Source organism: Hallella sp., from assembly GCF_037460745.1.
GTDB lineage: Bacteria > Bacteroidota > Bacteroidia > Bacteroidales > Bacteroidaceae > Prevotella > Prevotella faecis.
This window is the reverse complement of record NZ_JAXVAE010000068.1, coordinates 16,489-34,099: the sequence shown is the minus strand read 5'-3', so window position 1 is coordinate 34,099 and position 17,611 is coordinate 16,489. Positions and strand designations below refer to the sequence as shown.

The 17,611-nt window shown below is 55.0% G+C and carries 12 protein-coding genes and 1 tRNA gene; 9 read left to right on the top strand and 4 right to left on the bottom strand.

Going from position 1 to position 17,611, the window contains the following annotated elements; all coding sequences use genetic code 11:
* Positions 1-650: 650 nt before the first annotated feature.
* The 4 genes from WKK33_RS03210 to queF all read left to right on the top strand — a co-directional run bounded on the left by WKK33_RS03210 (position 651) and on the right by queF (position 3,830).
* Complete coding sequence (locus tag WKK33_RS03210; RefSeq protein ID WP_337469078.1) at positions 651-1,061, top strand: Hsp20/alpha crystallin family protein; 411 nt, start codon at positions 651-653, stop codon at positions 1,059-1,061.
* Positions 1,062-1,282: 221 nt separating this feature from the next.
* Positions 1,283-2,278, top strand: coding sequence for a calcium/sodium antiporter (locus tag WKK33_RS03205; RefSeq protein ID WP_337932450.1), 996 nt, complete (start codon positions 1,283-1,285; stop codon positions 2,276-2,278).
* A gap of 393 nt (positions 2,279-2,671) precedes the next feature.
* Positions 2,672-3,361, top strand: coding sequence for a queuosine precursor transporter (locus WKK33_RS03200; RefSeq protein ID WP_309437965.1), 690 nt, complete (start codon positions 2,672-2,674; stop codon positions 3,359-3,361).
* 1 nt (position 3,362) lies between these two features.
* Positions 3,363-3,830 carry a preQ(1) synthase gene (queF, locus tag WKK33_RS03195; RefSeq protein WP_337569999.1) on the top strand — a complete coding sequence of 156 codons (468 nt, stop codon included), beginning with the start codon at positions 3,363-3,365 and terminating at the stop codon, positions 3,828-3,830.
* Between the two features lie 139 nt (positions 3,831-3,969).
* On the opposite strand, the gene WKK33_RS03190 is transcribed toward queF, so the two are convergent.
* On the bottom strand, positions 3,970-4,815 hold the full coding sequence (locus WKK33_RS03190; RefSeq protein ID WP_337932449.1) for a hypothetical protein: 846 nt from the start codon (positions 4,813-4,815) through the stop codon (positions 3,970-3,972).
* A 311-nt stretch (positions 4,816-5,126) separates the two neighbouring features.
* On the opposite strand from WKK33_RS03190, the gene WKK33_RS03185 reads away from it, so the two are divergent.
* The 3 genes from WKK33_RS03185 to WKK33_RS03175 all read left to right on the top strand — a co-directional run bounded on the left by WKK33_RS03185 (position 5,127) and on the right by WKK33_RS03175 (position 10,661).
* On the top strand, positions 5,127-6,896 hold the full coding sequence (locus WKK33_RS03185) for a biotin/lipoyl-binding protein (RefSeq protein ID WP_337932448.1): 1,770 nt from the start codon (positions 5,127-5,129) through the stop codon (positions 6,894-6,896).
* A 24-nt stretch (positions 6,897-6,920) separates the two neighbouring features.
* Positions 6,921-7,460, top strand: coding sequence for an HD domain-containing protein (locus tag WKK33_RS03180; RefSeq protein WP_337468613.1), 540 nt, complete (start codon positions 6,921-6,923; stop codon positions 7,458-7,460).
* Between the two features lie 387 nt (positions 7,461-7,847).
* Complete coding sequence (locus WKK33_RS03175) at positions 7,848-10,661, top strand: putative LPS assembly protein LptD (RefSeq protein WP_337932447.1); 2,814 nt, start codon at positions 7,848-7,850, stop codon at positions 10,659-10,661.
* Positions 10,662-10,809: 148 nt separating this feature from the next.
* Here the strand turns inward: WKK33_RS03175 and WKK33_RS03170 are convergent, their stop codons facing one another.
* From WKK33_RS03170 to WKK33_RS03160, 3 genes are all read right to left on the bottom strand, one after another.
* Positions 10,810-13,062, bottom strand: a complete 2,253-nt coding sequence (locus WKK33_RS03170; protein ID WP_287770070.1) for a cation:proton antiporter — start codon at positions 13,060-13,062, stop codon at positions 10,810-10,812.
* Positions 13,063-13,184: 122 nt separating this feature from the next.
* Complete coding sequence (gene pepT / locus WKK33_RS03165; RefSeq protein WP_337932446.1) at positions 13,185-14,408, bottom strand: peptidase T; 1,224 nt, start codon at positions 14,406-14,408, stop codon at positions 13,185-13,187.
* A 23-nt stretch (positions 14,409-14,431) separates the two neighbouring features.
* Positions 14,432-14,505, bottom strand: a tRNA-Arg gene (locus WKK33_RS03160).
* Positions 14,506-15,022: 517 nt separating this feature from the next.
* Here WKK33_RS03160 and WKK33_RS03155 point away from each other — a divergent pair.
* Complete coding sequence (locus WKK33_RS03155) at positions 15,023-15,235, top strand: hypothetical protein (RefSeq protein ID WP_337932444.1); 213 nt, start codon at positions 15,023-15,025, stop codon at positions 15,233-15,235.
* Between the two features lie 144 nt (positions 15,236-15,379).
* Positions 15,380-17,608, top strand: coding sequence for an alpha-N-acetylglucosaminidase (locus WKK33_RS03150; protein ID WP_337932442.1), 2,229 nt, complete (start codon positions 15,380-15,382; stop codon positions 17,606-17,608).
* The last annotated feature ends 3 nt before the right edge of the window (positions 17,609-17,611 follow it).

Here is a 17,611-nt window from a genome sequence, read left to right as displayed (position 1 = left end):
ACCAGTAAACTTTCCTCATTCTTCTCTCAAACACTTTTTATATGTACTTTCGAGACTCGAAACATGGCTAATCGAGCTGCGAAAGACCATCTTTCGCAGCTCGATTAGGCACCTTTCGCAACGGCTGCTCTCAGACGAGCCATCACCACAACTACCTAACGATACCCTCGGCAGCCATTTTACGCCCAACACACCCATAAAAGCCACGACCCCATTCTCTATTTCGACAGAAATAGGCGACAAACTTTTTAGCCAAAAACGCTGACAATTCCTACTGTTGCGACGCCTATGCAAGATCCTAATGTGGCAATCGGAAAAGCATTGGCCGGCAATCGGAAACAAACCAATAGGCAATCGGAAACAAACCAACAAGCAGAAAGCGACGCACCAGCAGACAGATGTCAACACACAAATAGAACATTTCGACGAGACGGAAGGACAGGAATCGGCGAAAGAATGTTGTGAATATTCACACCCCTCACACCATCCCGCAACCCCTACAACTCACCATGGGAAGAACCTCCAGTCGCGACAGATTGTCGCACGCAAACGCCAGATTGGCAGAAAACCACAAACGGCACAATCGTTGCAGTAAGGTAAGTGTAATCGAAAACAAATAAAATAAACAAATAACATAGGAGAATATGATTATGTATACACGCAACAACTGGCTTCCCGAAGTCTTCAACGATTTCCTTAACACCGAACACATGCCTCGCACCAACGCCACCGCTCCGGCCATCAACGTGCTCGAGGACAACGACAAGTACACGGTGGAGCTTGCCGCGCCAGGCATGAACAAGGACGATTTCGACGTGAACATCAATCAGGACGGCGACCTCACCATCAAGATGGAGAAGCACCAAGGCGAGGATGCTCCCAAGGGCCACTATCTCCGTCGCGAGTTTGCCTATTCCAAATACGAGCAGACGCTCATCCTTCCCGACGACGTGAATAAACAAGACATCTCGGCTCGTGTGGCCGACGGTGTGCTCACCATCGCCCTGCCCAAGATCAAGGTGGAGGAGAACAAGGTGGCTCGTAGCATCGAGATTGGCTAACGCTTTGGCGCACAATCGTTTCGAAGCCGCATAGAAGAAAAAGGAATAAGAGTAGTTTGATAGATTTATAATTGTGTGATTGTTAGTTTTGAGCCTCGGATATTCGTATATCCGAGGCTTTTTGCTACCTTTGCAAGCGATAGGCGGCCCACGGCCATCAAGAAGCAAACCTTCTGGCCGCTCGCCGTCCCTATCGTTACAACCAAACAAACACAGTAATGATGAACAACCTTACATTGTTGGCCCTCGTTCCTTCGAACGTATGGCTGCAGGCGTTGCTGCTTGTGGCCGGTGTGGCCGTAGTATTATGGGGCGCCGACAGGCTCACCGACGGTTCTGTGGCATTGGCCGAACGCATGGGCATCCCCCAGATTGTGATTGGCCTCACCGTAGTGGCCATGGGCACATCGATGCCCGAGTTTTTCGTGAGTCTGATGTCGGCCATCAACGGCACCCCCGACCTGGCCGTAGGCAATGTGGTGGGAAGCAATATTTTCAACACATTGCTCATCGTAGGCGTAGCGGCCATGGTGGCTCCCATCACCATTCTCCACACCACGGTTCGCAAGGACATACCATTCGCCATGGTGGCCTCCACCCTACTGCTGATGATGTGCTTAGACAGCGAAATCGGTCGTATCGACGCATTGGTGCTGTTCGTTTTATTCATCGTTTTCATGGTATTCACCGTTCGCGGCGCGCACCAGCCGAAGCCCACCAACGACGCTCCAACCAACGCCGAAGCCGAAGCGAAACCCGCCATGAGTCCGTTGAAGGCCTGCCTGCTCATGCTGTTGGGCCTCGTCTGCCTGGTGTTGGGCAGCAACGTGTTTGTGGGCAACGCTTCAGCCATCGCCCATAGCCTGGGCGTGAGCGACGCCGTGATCGGCCTCACCATCGTGGCCGGTGGCACCTCACTGCCCGAGTTGGCCACGAGCACCGTGGCAGCCTATCGTGGCAACAGCGGCATAGCCATTGGCAACGTGCTGGGCAGCAACGTGTTTAATATCCTCATGATTCTCGGCATCACGGGCCTCATCTCGCCCATGGCCATCCAGGGCATCACCACCGTCGACCTCACCATGATGGTTGTGTCGATCATGATGCTGTGGCTCTTCTCGTTCACCAAGTACCGCGTGGAGCGATGGGAGGGCGCCGCGCTCGCCATCGTGTTCATAGGCTACATGGCGTATCTCATCAGCGCAGCCGTGGCATAAGGCGCGCAAGTGCGGAGCCCCCCACTTGCGATGCCAATAACAACAACATAGGCGAGTTCCATCTCATCCAGGCGCGCATCTCCTATCAGCACAGCGCAGATGCGCCAGCCATGAGGTGGAACCGTTCGGCGTTATACCGTTCCGATGACGGAGACTGCTCTGAGAAGGGATGAGTAAGAAAAAAGAAAGCATCATCGTTGCCATACTGAGCCTACCGAGGGTGTTAAAGCCCCATTGGCAAACCCGTTTCCTCTTTAACCCAATCATCGCAGCACAAAGCGTACGTTTCACTTTTCCTTCCAGAAAGAGGAATTCTTTGGAGTTTTATTCGTAACTTTGCACCCGCAAACTTACCGAGGGGTACTTGCTCAACCCCCTTTAACAAAACAAGACATGAAAAAACAGAACCAAACCGTGAGTGTGCTGTTTATGCTTTTCAGCATACTCTTCTGCGTTTGCCTCATTGCGGCAAACGTGCTCGAGACCAAACAAATTGCCGCTGGCCCCATCACGCTGACCGGAGGGCTTATCGTGTTCCCCATTTCCTACATCATCAACGACTGTGTGTGTGAGGTGTGGGGCTTCCGCAAAGCGCGCCTGCTCATCTGGACGGGCTTCGCCATGAACTTCCTCTTTGTGGCCCTCGGTGCCCTCTGCGACGCCATTCCCGGCGCCTCCTATTGGCACAACGACGAGGGATTCCACGCCATCTTCGGCTTGGCTCCGCGCATTGCGGCCGCCTCGTTTGTGGCGTTCCTCATCGGCAGTTTCATGAACGCCTACGTGATGAGCAAGATGAAGATACACGACGGCGGACGCCATTTCTCGGCTCGCGCCATCCTGTCGACGGTGGCGGGCGAAACATGCGACAGCCTCATCTTCTTCCCTCTGGCCTTGGGAGGCGTAGTGCCGGCCGAAGAATTGCCCGCGCTCATGCTCTGGCAAGTGGTGCTCAAGACCGCCTACGAGGTGGTAGTGCTGCCTGTCACCATCCGTGTGGTGAAGGCCATGAAGCAACATGAGGGCGAAGACGTTTACGACAATGGCATTAGCTACAACGTTTTGAAAATCAAAGCTTTATAATATGCAAACAAGAGAAGAAGAGGGACTGAAGTCGCTCGGAAAGAAAACTGAATACCGGATGGATTATGCGCCCGAGGTGCTGGAGACCTTCGTCAACAAGCATCAGGGCAACGACTATTGGGTGCAGTTCAACTGCCCCGAGTTCACCAGTCTCTGCCCCATCACCGGGCAGCCCGATTTTGCGGAAATCCGCATCAGTTACATCCCCGACGTGCGAATGGTGGAGAGCAAGAGCCTGAAGCTTTACCTGTTTAGCTTCCGCAACCACGGCGATTTCCATGAGGATTGTGTCAACATCATCATGAAGGACCTCATCAAACTGATGGATCCTAAGTATATCGAGGTAACCGGACTGTTCACCCCACGCGGTGGCATCAGCATCTATCCTTACGCCAACTACGGTCGCAAGGGCACAGCCTACGAGGAGTTGGCCCGCACGCGCTTTGCCCAGCACGGCCTGCGCGGTTAATCGCCCACAAAACAAAATCGGTCATTAGACGCATGAACAACAATGCTTGTTCCGTCTAATGACCGATTGTTTTTTATTCCCAATCGAACGTCCCAATTGAGCCAAACATTTAACTATAAGGCGGCTGGCCGCCGTTCCACTACTCGGTGGTCTGTTCCAACGCCTTCTGCGAGCGCATGGCGGCAATGGCCTTGGCGCGCCGGTTCACGTCGTTGATGTCGTTCTTGCGGTAATAGCTGCGCGAAGCCTCGCGGTCGGTAAGCACCAGCGAGTCATCGTCGAGATAGTCGATGGAGCACGTGTCGTACGAAACGCTCTCGTAGCCCACCACCGTATTGTCCTTGCCCGAGTACTTGGGCTTACCGCTAATCATCACAAACTTGCCGTTCCAGATGTGCCATGCGATGAACCATCCCAACGGAGGATAAATCACCGGGCTCTCTTCGGCCAGCGTGCTCGACTCCTGCACATACCCCACACTGGTGGCCTCCCACTGGCGCTTCAGCCAAAAGCCATACTCGCGGGGAATGAAATACATGTTTTTCAGCGAGTCGGACATCTGCCGCATGGCCTGTGCCTGCTCCTGCTTCGTCATCGTCTCATGGCCGCGCAACTGCGGCATGACGATATAGCACCAAATGCCCTTGAGCTGGTCGAGGTCGATCACAATGTCGGCCTCATGCTTATTGGTCTTGTTCAGCACCACACCAATCCAGTCGCCCGTCTTTATTCGGCCCAACACCCGGTGCTGCCTACTGGCCTTGAGGATGTTATAGGTCACGGGGTCGCTACCATCATTGGGCAGCAACACCACCACCGTGTCGGAGCACCCCTCACACGCCAGTCCGTAGATGGTGCTATCGCCCTTCAAGGGCTGGTCGTAACTGGGAAGCTGTAGAACCTTCTCAACAGGCTTCTTCTCTTCGTGGCACGCCGTCAGAGCAAGGGCGGCCAACAGGGAAACAAACAGAATCTTGACGTTCATCTTAATGTTGTTTATGGTGCGGAGATAGCGCAAACGAGCTCCACGAAAGCTTGCTTTCAAATGGCCGAGTGCAGGCTATCTTATGCAAAGATAGTGCCAACGAGCGCCATGAAAGCTTGCTTTCGAATGGCCGAGTGCAGCCTATCTTATGCAAAGATAGTTATAAAACATAAAAAAACAATCGGATAGTCCGTAATTTGATTTTTTTTATCTAATTTTGCAGCCCAGTACCAACTCCTCATTTATTAGGTATGCAAATGGGTGTTGGCTGCTATCTTTATAAAAATAAGAAATCATCAAGATAAGAATAAATGAAGAAGAAAATTCAGTTCAGTCTCGTCTATCGCGACATGTGGCAGAGCTCAGGCAAGTTCCAGCCACGTAAGGACCAGCTGGAGCGCATCGCTCCCGTCATCATCGATATGGGCTGCTTTGCCCGTGTGGAAACCAACGGTGGCGCTTTCGAGCAAGTGCAGCTCCTCGCCGGCGAGAACCCCAACGACGCCGTGCGTGCCTTCTGTAAGCCTTTCAACGAGGTGGGCATCAAAACACACATGCTCGACCGCGGCCTCAACGCCCTCCGCATGTACCCCGTGCCCGACGATGTTCGCGCCATGATGTACCGCGTGAAGCACGCACAGGGTGTTGACATCCCCCGCATCTTCGACGGTCTGAACGACATCCGTAACATAGCTCCGTCCATCAAGTGGGCCAAGGAGGCTGGCATGACACCGCAGGGAACACTCTGCATCACCACATCGCCCGTCCACACCTTGGAGTACTACGCTGAGTTGGCCGACAAGGAGATCGAGGCAGGTGCCGAGGAGATCTGCTTGAAGGACATGGCCGGCATCGGACAGCCCGCTTTCCTGGGCAAGCTCACCAAGATGATCAAGGACAAGCACCCCGAGATCATCATCGAATACCACGGACACTCAGGCCCCGGACTCTCTATGGCCTCTATCCTCGAGGTCTGCGAGAACGGTGCCGACATCATCGACACAGCCATCGAGCCTCTGTCATGGGGTAAGGTTCACCCAGATATCATCTCTGTGCAGTCGATGTTGAAGCACGCCGGTTTCGACGTTCCCGAGGTCAACATGAGCGCATACATGAAGGCTCGCGCACTCACTCAGGAGTTTATCGACGAGTGGTTGGGCTACTTCATCAACCCTGGCAACAAGGTCATGTCGTCGCTCCTGCTCACCTGCGGACTGCCTGGCGGCATGATGGGCTCTATGATGGCCGACCTGGGTGGCATGCGCACCACCATCAACAACCTCAGAAAGAAGAAGGGCGAGGAAGAGTTGTCGATGGACGACCTGCTCATCAAGCTCTTCGATGAGGTGGCATACGTATGGCCTCGCGTGGGTTATCCTCCCTTGGTAACCCCGTTCTCACAATACACCAAGAACATCGCCCTGATGAACCTGCTCACCATGGAGCAAGGCAAGGGCCGTTTCGTCATGATGGACGACGCTATGTGGGGCATGATCCTTGGCAAGAGCGGCAAGGTGCCCGGAGAAATCACACCCGAATTGAAGGAGCTTGCAAAGAAGCAAGGCCGCCAGTTCACCGACGCCGATCCCCACACGCTGCTCCCCCACGCCCTCGACGACTTCAAGAAGGAGATGGACGAGAACGGCTGGGAGTATGGCAAGGACGACGAGGAGCTCTTCGAGCTGGCCATGCACCCCGAGCAGTATCGCAACTATAAGAGCGGTCAGGCCAAGAAGAACATGTTGGCCGATATGCAGAAAGCTAAGGACGCCGAGATCGGCGCAACCGTTTCGCCTGAGGAGGCTGCCGCATTCAAGCACGCCAAGGCCGACGCTATCGTGGCTCCTGTCAAGGGCCAGATCTTCTGGGAGTTCCAGGGCGACGGCGAGGCTGCACCCGCAGTGGAGCCTTACATCGGCAAGGCTTACAAAGAGGGCGACGCCTTCTGCTGGATCCAAGCTCCTTGGGGCGAGTTTGTCGAGGTCAAGGCTGACCTGGGTGGCAAGCTCGTAGAGATCAACGCCAAGCAGGGATCGAAGGTCCAGAAGGGCAATGTGCTGGCTTACATCCAGCGCGACTAATACGCTTTGAATCCCCTATTGAAGATGGATTATCAGAAAATCATCGACAAATATTATCCCGAGGCCAATCGGCTTCGGGATATTTTGATTCTGCATAGCCGGCAAGTGGCCGACCGTGCCTTGCGCATCTGCGACGCTCATCCAGAGATGGGGCTCGACCGCCAGTTTGTAGAGGAGGCTGCCATGCTACACGACATCGGCATCTTCCGTTGCGATGCGCCAGGCATTGCCTGCCATGGCACGGAACCCTACATCTGCCACGGCCGCATCGGAGCCGAGCTCTTGAGAAGCGAGGGCTACGAACGCCACGCCCGAGTGTGTGAGCGCCACACAGGCGCCGGACTGTCGCTCCACGACATCACCTCGCAAAACCTGCCCCTCCCCCACCAAGATTTCCTGCCCGAAACGCCTGAGGAGAAGGTCATTTGCTATGCCGACAAGTTCTATAGCAAGTCGAATCTGCAAAAGGTAAAGACCCAAGAACAAGCCGAGAAGAGCCTCGCCAAGTTCGGACAAGAGGGCCTGGCACGCTTCAAGACATGGGAAAAGCTGTTCGAAGGATAGTTAAAAATAAGAAAAACATCCATAAATCCCTTATTATTGCGTAATTTTGCAGTTCGTTGAGGACAAGCCCTCTCCAACAAGGAGGGCACACATCCTCCCAAAGGAAGGCGCTTCTTATCCAACCAAGAAAACGTTTCCAACAAAAGGAACATAAATCTCCAACAACGAGAGCACAAACTCTCAGTAACGGGAACTCAAAGTTTCAACAACGAGGACTCAAAAACTCGACAACAAAAACTCTGAGGTTTGGCAACAAGAACTCTGAGGTTCGACAACAAGAACTCTGAGGTTTGGCAACAAGAACTCTGGAGGGCGACAACGAAGACATACGTCTTCGGTGACGGGAACGCACTTCTCATATTTCAATAAGGGATATTCCGCAGTTTAATGAGGACGAAATCATTCATAGCACTTCTGCTTTTCGCCGTGGCATTTGCCATGGCCGATAGCTCCGTGCCCCAATTTTGGAAACGCAATAAGCCTGCCGCAGCCGATTCGGTAGGCACGGCCGATTCCATCCTTTCACCCACCGACACGACTCAGATGGACTCTCTTCAACTGGCCATCTACCGTCACAACAAGGCCATCGACGACTCCATCCACCTCGACTCGCTCAACCGCCAGAAGAAGAACGGCATCGACGCCCCCGTGGTCTACGAGGCGCAAGACTCGCTGGTCTACGATGCCGCTTCCAACACCGCACACCTTTATGGCTCATCGACTGTCGACTACGAGAACATGAACCTCCAAAGCGACAAGATCTACATGAGCCTCGACAGCAGCCTGGTGCACGCCACAGGCTCGCCCGACTCAACGGCCGAGGATGGCCTGAAGGGCAAGCCCGTGTTCACCATGGGTCAAGACAAATACGACACTGACACGATGGCCTTCAATTTCAAGACAAAGAAGGGCCTTGTTCGCAACGCATACACTGAGCAACAGGATGGTTTCCTCACCAGCCAGGTGTCGAAACGCAACGACAACGGTGACATTTACCTGGCTCACGGACGCTACACAACGTGCGATGCGGAGCATCCCGACTTCTACATCGCCCTTTCTCGCGCCAAGGTTCGCCCGGGCAAGGACGTGGTTTTCGGCCCCGCTTACCTTGTTGTGGCCGACGTTCCCCTGCCCTTGGCCATTCCCTATGGCTTCTTCCCCTTCACGAAGAGCTACTCCAGCGGCTTCATCATGCCTACGTATGGCGACGAGAACACACGCGGTTTCTATCTCCGCGACGGTGGATACTACTTCGCCATGAGCGACAAGTGGGACCTGAAGCTGTTGGGCGAGATCTACACGAAGGGCTCATGGGGCATCTCAGCCGCCAGCAACTACCGCAAACGCTACAAGTATAGCGGATCGTTCTACTTCAGTTACCAGGACACCAAGACCGGCGACAAGGGCATGCCCGACTTCCAAAAGCAAGAGAGCTTCAAGATTCAGTGGAGCCATCGCCAAGACGCCAAGGCCAACCCGTTCAGCTCCTTGTCGGCCAGCGTAAACTTTGCGTCGACGAGCTACGAGCGCAACAACCTGAACAGCATGTACAATCCGCAATCGCTCACCCAATCGACACGCACCTCTTCCGTAAGCTGGAGCACCACGTTCTCGAGCCTCGGACTGTCGCTGAGCAGCTCGGCCAACCTCTCGCAGAACATGCGCGACTCATCTATCGCGATGACATTGCCCGACCTGAACGTCAGCATCAGCCGCTTCTACCCCTTCCGCCGCAAGCACATGGTGGGCGATGAGCGCTGGTACGAGAAGATCTCGCTGAGCTACACGGGTCACCTGAGCAACTCCATCAGCACGAAAGAAGACAAGTTGATGCACTCGAACCTCATCAAAGACTGGCGCAATGGCATGCAACACAACATCCCGGTGAACGCCAACTTCACGTTGTTCAATTACCTCAACGTCACTCCTTCGTTCAACTTCACCGACCGAATGTACTCGAACAAGGTGACCCGCTCGTGGGACGAGGAGCGCCAAGTGGAAGTTTCCGACACCACCTACGGCTTCCATAACGTTTACAACTGGAACCTCAGCCTCTCGGCAAGCACCAAGCTCTACGGTATGTACACGGGTAGCCCACGCTTGTTCAAGAAGCATCCATGGCAAATTCGCCACGTGTTCACGCCGCAGGTGAGCTTCAGCTACGCTCCCAACTTCGGTTCGGCTCGCTACGGCTACTACGACACTTACCAAAAGACCGACGCCAACGGCAACGTATCGCTGGTGGAATACTCGCCCTATAGCAACTCCCTCTATGGCGTTCCCGGCAAGGGTCGCACGGGAAGCATCTCTTGGGACGTGAGCAACAACGTGGAGATGAAGATAAAGACCGACAAGGACTCCACAGGCTTCAAGAAGATTAGCATCATCGACGAGCTGGGCGCCTCCATGTCTTACAACATGGCAGCCGCCACACATCGTTGGAGCGACCTGTCGATGCGCTTGCGTTTGAAGTGGTGGAAAAACTATACCTTCAACATGAACGCCGTGTTTGCCACCTACGCCTACGAGCTCGACGAGAACGGCCATCCCTACGTTGGCAACCATACCGAGTGGGGCAAGGGACGCTTCGGACGCTTCCAGGGCATGTCGCAAAACTTCTCCTTCACGCTCAACCCTCAGCAACTGAAGAAGTGGTTTGGCGGAGGCGACGACAAGAAGGACAACAAGAAAGACGACAACGACGATGAGGGCATGGACACCGACGTTGAGAGCAACGTCGACGACGACATGGTGAAAGGCCAGCGTGGCGCCAAGGGCGGCAACAACGGCGGCAAGGCCGAGACCGACGCCGACGGCTATATGCGCTTCTCCATGCCTTGGTCGCTGACCATCGGCTATGGTGTCACCATGCGTGAGGACACCCGCGAGGCCAAGTTCAACAAGAAAACCATGCGTTATCCCTACCGTTTCACGCAGACCTTGAACTTTAGCGGCAACGTGCGCATCAGCGACGGCTGGAACATCAGCTTCTCGAGCGGTTACGATTTCGAGAATAAGGAGATCAGCATGACCACCGCTTCCTTGCAGCGCGACCTCCACTGCTTCAACATGAGCTGCTCTGTGGTGCTCGCTCCCTACACCAGCTACAATTTCTCCTTCCGTTGCAACGCCGCCACTCTGACCGATGCGCTCAAGTATGACAAGCGAAGCGGCTACAGCAACGCAGTGCAGTGGTACTAAGCCCTCAATCGGTCATTAGAACGAAAAGATTAGATTATTAGGCATTTTCAACAACCAATTTGGACTAAACGCAACACCCCGGTGCCAACAATGGTTAGCACCGGGGTGTTGCGTTTTTATATCCTAAGGAGCTGTAAGGCCCTAACAGCTAATTGGTCGCCACCAGATCGGCGATCGATTTGCGCTCCCCCACTATCCAGATGATGTCACCCTGCTTGAATTGTCGCGAGGGATTGATCATCGTCAGGTCGTGCTGGCCATCCTCCAATCCCACCAACATACAGTTGTAAACGTCTCTTATGCCACTCTCCGAGAGCGACTTGCCGATAAACGGGCAGTTGGCCGAAAGCTTCATCTTCTGCAGTTTCATCTCGCGCTCCTCGATATGGGGATCCTCGGGCACCAGCTCCCCCTTGAGCGACTGTCCGAAAGCCTGCAACTGTTCGTCGTTTCCGATGACCTGCAACCTATCGCCAGGGAAGATGATGGCGTCGCCACCGGGTATGTTGATACGCTGTCGGCCACGCAGCACACTGCTGACGTGCACGCCGAAGCGCGAACTAAAGCGCAGGTTGGCCAGCGTCTGTCCGGCCCACTGCGAGTCCTTGGGAATGTCGAACGACCCAATATGAATATCGCGGTCTATCAGTTTTCCTTCGAAGAGCGGGCGCCTCTTTCCACTCACCTGCTCAGCAATGTCGCGCGAGCGGAGGTTCTGCACAAAGCGCCTCTCCATGGTGATGCTCTGCCTTTTCAGGTTTCTCGACATCACCATGAGCACGATGGCCACCACGGCCAGCGTGATGACGATGGCGTTGGCAAAGCGAGCCAGATAGTTGCAGATGTAGAACAGGATGGCGGTGGCTATGGCGCTGCGCACCAAGATGGTGAAGAGGAGCGGCAGGCGATTGAGGCGGCTCTCCGTCCACAGGGTGCGAAACTCCTCGCTATGGTTGTTTTTCATGACCAACGCACGCATGAAGGGCGACAGGCAGAGCACCGTCAGCACTCCCGTCACACCATTGGCCCACCAGTGGGGCAGCAGGTGACGCATGAACTGGAGCACAAAGGTAAGCATCACCGCCGTCACGGCGATACACAGGATGGTATAGATCAGCGTGTTGACACCCATCTTCTTGAAGAGCCTGCGCCACAAGCTCTGCTCGGCGTTGGTCGACTGGTGGGCCACGCCCATGTGCTCCAGGCGTCGGCGCCACCTATGCGGCAAGTGGTGTTCCAACAACGAATAGGTGGGCTCAGCGGCCCTTATCATATAAGGTGTGAGAAACGTGGTGATGACGCTCACCGCCACAATGACCGGGTAGAGAAAGTCGCTGATGACATGGAGCGACCTTCCCAACGAAGCGATGATAAACGCAAACTCGCCCACCTGCGCCATGGAGAAGCCGCAGCGCATAGCCGTTCGGAGCGGTTGGCCACTGAGCATGTAGCTGAACGTGCCAAGCACCGCCTGCCCCAAGAGAATGGCCACCACCAGCACACCGATGGGCGCGGCATAGGCCACCAGCACATGGGGGTCGACCAGCATGCCCACCGACACGAAGAAGATGGCTCCGAAGAGGTTCTTCACCGGTGCCACCACCTCCTCGATACGCTCCACCTCAATGGTCTCGGCCAAGATGCTACCCATGACAAAGGCGCCAAAGGCCGAGCTGAAGCCCACCGCCGTGGAGATCCACGCCATGGCACAGCAAAGGCCGAGCGCCACGATGACCAGCGTCTCGTCGGTCATGAGTTTGCGGGTGGCCCTCAGGAACGTGGGCACCACATACAGTCCGACCACGAACCACAACACCAGGAAGAAGCCGATGCGCACCAGCGACCCAAGCATCTGCCCGCCATCGGGGTTGCTGCCACTGGCAATGGCCGACAGCATCACCATCATCACGATGGCCAGAATGTCCTCCAGGATGAGAACGCTCATCACCAGTCGGGCAAACGACTGCTGCAAGAGCCCCATGTCGTCGAACGCCTTGTAGATAATGGTTGTCGACGACATGGCCACCATACCGCCCAGGAAGATGCAGTCCATGCGGTCCCAGCCGAAGGCCCCCGCCACCCCCATGCCCATCATGAGCATGAAGAAGATGATGCTTACGGCCGCTATGACGGGCGCCATGCCCATCTTCAGGATTTTCTTAACCGAGAATTCGAGTCCCAATGCGAAGAGCAGGAACGTCACGCCTATGTCGGCCCATGTGTGTATGTCGCCCTTGTCGACCACCGACATGGTGTAAGGCATGTGTGGCGACACCACGAATCCGGCCACGATGTAGCCCAGCACGAGAGGTTGTTTCAGCCGTTTGAACACAAGGGTCACCACGCCGGCCACCACAAGGATGAGCGCCAGGTCTTTAATAAGGTTGGGAAGTTCTGCCATAAAGGAATGTGTTTGTATGTTATGATTGCCTGAGCCACTCGCCGGCCCCGCCCAAAAAGCAAAAAGGGGCACATCTTCATGCGCCCCTTATCTCATACTGATTGTGCTAACACGAGCACACGTTAGTCGTTGTAAGTACCAGTTATCTCGCAAATCTTGGTGATGACCTTCACGGCTTTCTCCATCACCTGGATGGAAACAAACTCGTAGGGGCCATGGAAATTGACACCTCCGGCGAAGATGTTGGGGCAAGGCAGGCCGCGGAAGGAGAGCTGCGCGCCGTCGGTTCCGCCACGGATGGGCTCCACCTTCGGTGTGACACCACTTTCCTGCATGGCCTTGAGCACGATATCGATGACATACATGTTGGGGTCGATCTTCTCCTTCATGTTGTAATACTGGTCTTTCAGCTCGATGGCCACAGTGCCTTCGCCATACTTCTTGTTCATCTGCTCCGCAATGCTCTCCAGGAAGTCCTTGCGCTGCTCAAAGCGCTTGCGGTCGTGGTCGCGTATGATATAGCTGAGCTTGGCCTCCTCACAGTGGCTGTTGATGCCTATCAGGTGGAAGAAGCCCTGATAGCCCTCGGTGGTCTCAGGGATGTCGGTGTCGGGGATGAAGGCGTTAAACTCGCATGCCAATCGCGAGGCGTTCACCATCTTACCCTTGGCATAGCCCGTGTGTACGCTGATGCCCTTGATGGTCACCTTGGCTGCCGCAGCGTTGAAGTTCTCATACTCCAAGTCGCCAATGTCGCCACCATCCATGGTGTAGGCCCACTGGCAACCAAACTTCTCCACGTCGAAATGGTGGGCGCCCATGCCAATCTCCTCATCGGGGTTGAAGGCCACACGGATGTCGCCGTGCTTTATCTCGTTGTGGTCGCGCAGGTAGCACATGGCCTGCACGATCTCGGCGATGCCGGCCTTGTCGTCGGCGCCGAGCAGCGTGGTGCCGTCGGTCACGATGATGTCCTCGCCCTTGTGGGCCAGCAGCTCGGGGAATTTCTTGGGCGATGACACGATGCCAGGCGAGAGCTCAATGTCGCCGCCATCGTAGTTGCTCACCACGCGCGCCTTGATGTTGGCGCCACTGGCGTCGAGCGCCGTGTCGTAGTGGGAGATGAATCCGATGGTGGGCACGTCCTTATCGGTGTTTCCAGGCAGGGTGGCGTAGATATAGCCCATCTCGTCCATCTCAACGTCCTTGAGCCCCTCGTCCTCAAGCTCTTTCTTGAGATACTGGGCGAAGATCAACTGTTTTGGGGTACTGGGTACGGTCTGAGAGTCCTCAGCCGACTGTGTGTCAAACTTGGTGTAGTTAATAAAGCGTTCGGCTATGTCCATAGTACTATGGTTATTGATTGTAGTGACTCCGGCGGGACTCAAACCCGCGACACTCAGAACCGGAATCTGATGCTCTATTCAACTGAGCTACGGAGCCTTGGTTTCCTTTCACTTGCAAAGTTAGCAATTCTTTTATATAAAACCAAGGCTTCGCAAAAAAAAATCGGTGGTCCCACAAACACAAGAACGAAATGGCCAACCACTGCCGCCCCACTTTCTCACATTGCTTTCCCCGTTCTCATTGGTTGTCGGCTGTCCCGACCGACCATGGGTTCACCACCCCACCCCCATTCGTTTCATGCCATCGCACACACCCTAACACTCGCCGCACAACAACCTAAAAATCGCAACAAACTACATTGAAAACTACACATTTGTTTTCCACGACACAATGATTTGTCGCAAATACGAAATTCTCAGCACTTTAACACAAACACCTAACAATCAGCACATTACGTTTTTAGTCCTACATTTCACACTCCATTTTTCACCTCACGCCTTGCGATACATGCCTTTTCGCAATGCGATAGCTTCCCTTTCGAGCCACGAAACATGCCTACAGGCAACTCCATTAGCCATCTTTCGCAACTCGATACATGCCTAATGGCAACCGCATGGCTATTTTTCACCGCGCCCATCCCACAAAAACGCCGTTTTCGCACTCTATTTCACGCAAAATCCTGACACAACTTTATGGCAATAAAATCGAACAAGCGGCCACAGACAATCGACCCTCTGACGGACAAGGGCAAGCGACCCAAAAGCACCAATGGAAAGAAACAAAAAAAGGCGACCCACTTGCCGCCCCGATACAAAGAGAGAAATAACAAAAGCAAAAACTATTGGCCCTTTTGTTTTGCATTACCCTTCGTTTGCATTATCTTTGCATATTGGAAAGGATGGAGCTCCAATCCTCAAGAAAGCCTTTTCCAATCAGACAAACTGTTATCGCTACATCTATCTATTAAATTATGAGAACCCTACTTTTATCCCTCTTCTGCCTGTTGACCCTGGGAGCACAGGCCAATCCCGTAGACGGACTATTGGAACGCATCGACCATGGCGCATCGCGGAAGATCAAGACCGAACTGGTTAAGCAAGACCACGACTTTTTCGAAATAACCACCAAGGGCGGAAAGCCTTGCATCAAGGGCAACACCTGGGTGAACATAGCCTCAGGACTCAACTGGTACCTGAAATACTACGCAGGCGTGCAACTGACGTGGAACCAGATGAAGGCCACGCTGCCCGCCACGCTGCCGCTGCCGAAGAAGCCTGAGCGGCGCGAGACCGACCTGAAGTTGCGCTACGATTTCAACTATTGCACCTTCTCCTACTCCATGGCCTTCTGGGACTGGGCACGCTGGCAGACCGAGATCGACTGGATGGCGCTCCACGGCGTCAACCTGCCGCTGGCTGTGGTCGGCGAGGAGTGTGTGTGGCGCAACTTGCTGCTGCGCTTGGGCTACACCAAGGACGAGGTGAACCAGTTTATCGCCGGACCAGCCTTCCTGGCATGGTGGGAGATGAACAACCTGGAGGGTTGGGGCGGCCCACTGCCCGACACATGGTACACACAGCAGGAAAAACTGCAAAAGCAGATACTCAGGCGCATGAAGGAATGGGGCATGGAGCCTGTGCTGCCCGGCTACAGCGGCATGCTGCCCAGCAACGCCCACGAGAAGTTGGGCGTGAACGTGGCCGACGGTGGAAAATGGAACGGCTACACACGGCCCATCTTCCTGCAACCCACCGACAGCAGGTTCCATGAGATAGCCTCGCTCTACTACGAGGAGCTCACCAAGCTTTTCGGCAAGGCCAACTACTACTCCATGGACCCCTTCCACGAGGGGGGCAATGCGCAGGGCGTGGACCTCGACGCATCGGGCAAGAGCATCATGCGCGATATGAAAGCCGTCAACCCCAAAGCCGTATGGGTGATACAGGGATGGAGCGAGAACCCACGCGAAGCGCTCATCCACAACCTGCCGCAGGGCGACCTGCTCATCCTCGACCTCTTCGCCGAGTGCCGCCCGAAGTGGGGCATCGCATCCATCTTCCAGAACGACAAGGGCTACGGACAGCACCAGTGGCTCTTCTGCATGCTCGAAAACTTTGGAGGAAACGTGGGACTGCACGGCCGCATGGACCAACTGCTCAACAATTTCTACCAAACCCAAACCAACCCCAAGGCCGCGCACCTCAAGGGCATCGGCTTCACCATGGAAGGCTCAGAAAACAACCCTGTGATGTTCGAACTGATGAGCGAGCTGCCCTGGCGCCCCACGAAGTTTGGCAAGGAGGAGTGGCTCAAGGGCTACGTGCGCGCCCGCTACGGCACCGACGACCCCACGCTCCAAGAGGCCTGGCAACTGCTGGGCGCCACCATCTACAACTGTCCTATGGGCAACAACCAGCAGGGGCCTCACGAGAGCATTTTCTGCGGACGGCCATCGGCCAACAATTTCCAAGCATCGAGCTGGTCGAAGATGTCGAACTATTACGACCCCGACGACATATTGCGCGCCGCCACGCTCTTTGCCAGTGTGGCCGACAAGTATCGTGGCAACAACAACTACGAATACGACCTCGTCGACATTGTAAGGCAGGCCATGGCCGACCAGGCCCGTGTGCAGTATGAGCAAACCATGGCCAGCTACAAGTCGTTCCGCCGCAAGGCGTTTGCCACCAACAGCGAGCGCTTCCTGAAGATGCTGCTGTTGCAAGACAAGTTGCTGGGCACACGCAGCGAGTTTCGCCTGGGACGCTGGACCACACAGGCCCGCAGCCTCGGCACCACGCCCCAGGAGAAAGACCTATATGAATGGAACGCCCGCGTACAGATTACCACATGGGGCAACCGCACCTGCGCCGACGAAGGCGGACTGCGCGACTATGCCCACAAGGAATGGCAAGGACTGCTCAAGGACTTCTATTACCTGCGGTGGAGCACCTATTTCCGTGAGCTCACGAAGCAGATGGAGGCCAAGTCGAAGCCCGACATCGAGAAACTGGGGTCGGGCAAATACAAGGGCATGACCACCGATGAGCTCTTCAGCCTGGCCTTGGAGCAGGACGTGCACATCGATTGGTACGCCATTGAGGAGCCGTGGACCCTGCAGCACAACCCCTACTCGCCCCAGCCCGAAGGCCAACCGGTCGACGTGGCGAAAGAAGTAATCAGTTTTCTTAACCGATAAAGC

Coding starts and splice junctions, on each gene's coding strand:
- WKK33_RS03185 (WP_337932448.1), top strand. CDS start 5,127: ATGAAGAAGAAAATTCAGTTCAGTCTCGTCTATCGCGACATGTGGCAG.
- WKK33_RS03190 (WP_337932449.1), bottom strand. CDS start 4,815: ATGAACGTCAAGATTCTGTTTGTTTCCCTGTTGGCCGCCCTTGCTCTG.
- queF (WP_337569999.1), top strand. CDS start 3,363: ATGCAAACAAGAGAAGAAGAGGGACTGAAGTCGCTCGGAAAGAAAACT.
- WKK33_RS03150 (WP_337932442.1), top strand. CDS start 15,380: ATGAGAACCCTACTTTTATCCCTCTTCTGCCTGTTGACCCTGGGAGCA.
- WKK33_RS03210 (WP_337469078.1), top strand. CDS start 651: ATGTATACACGCAACAACTGGCTTCCCGAAGTCTTCAACGATTTCCTT.
- WKK33_RS03205 (WP_337932450.1), top strand. CDS start 1,283: ATGAACAACCTTACATTGTTGGCCCTCGTTCCTTCGAACGTATGGCTG.
- WKK33_RS03180 (WP_337468613.1), top strand. CDS start 6,921: ATGGATTATCAGAAAATCATCGACAAATATTATCCCGAGGCCAATCGG.
- WKK33_RS03200 (WP_309437965.1), top strand. CDS start 2,672: ATGAAAAAACAGAACCAAACCGTGAGTGTGCTGTTTATGCTTTTCAGC.
- WKK33_RS03155 (WP_337932444.1), top strand. CDS start 15,023: ATGGCTATTTTTCACCGCGCCCATCCCACAAAAACGCCGTTTTCGCAC.
- WKK33_RS03175 (WP_337932447.1), top strand. CDS start 7,848: ATGAGGACGAAATCATTCATAGCACTTCTGCTTTTCGCCGTGGCATTT.
- WKK33_RS03170 (WP_287770070.1), bottom strand. CDS start 13,062: ATGGCAGAACTTCCCAACCTTATTAAAGACCTGGCGCTCATCCTTGTG.
- pepT (WP_337932446.1), bottom strand. CDS start 14,408: ATGGACATAGCCGAACGCTTTATTAACTACACCAAGTTTGACACACAG.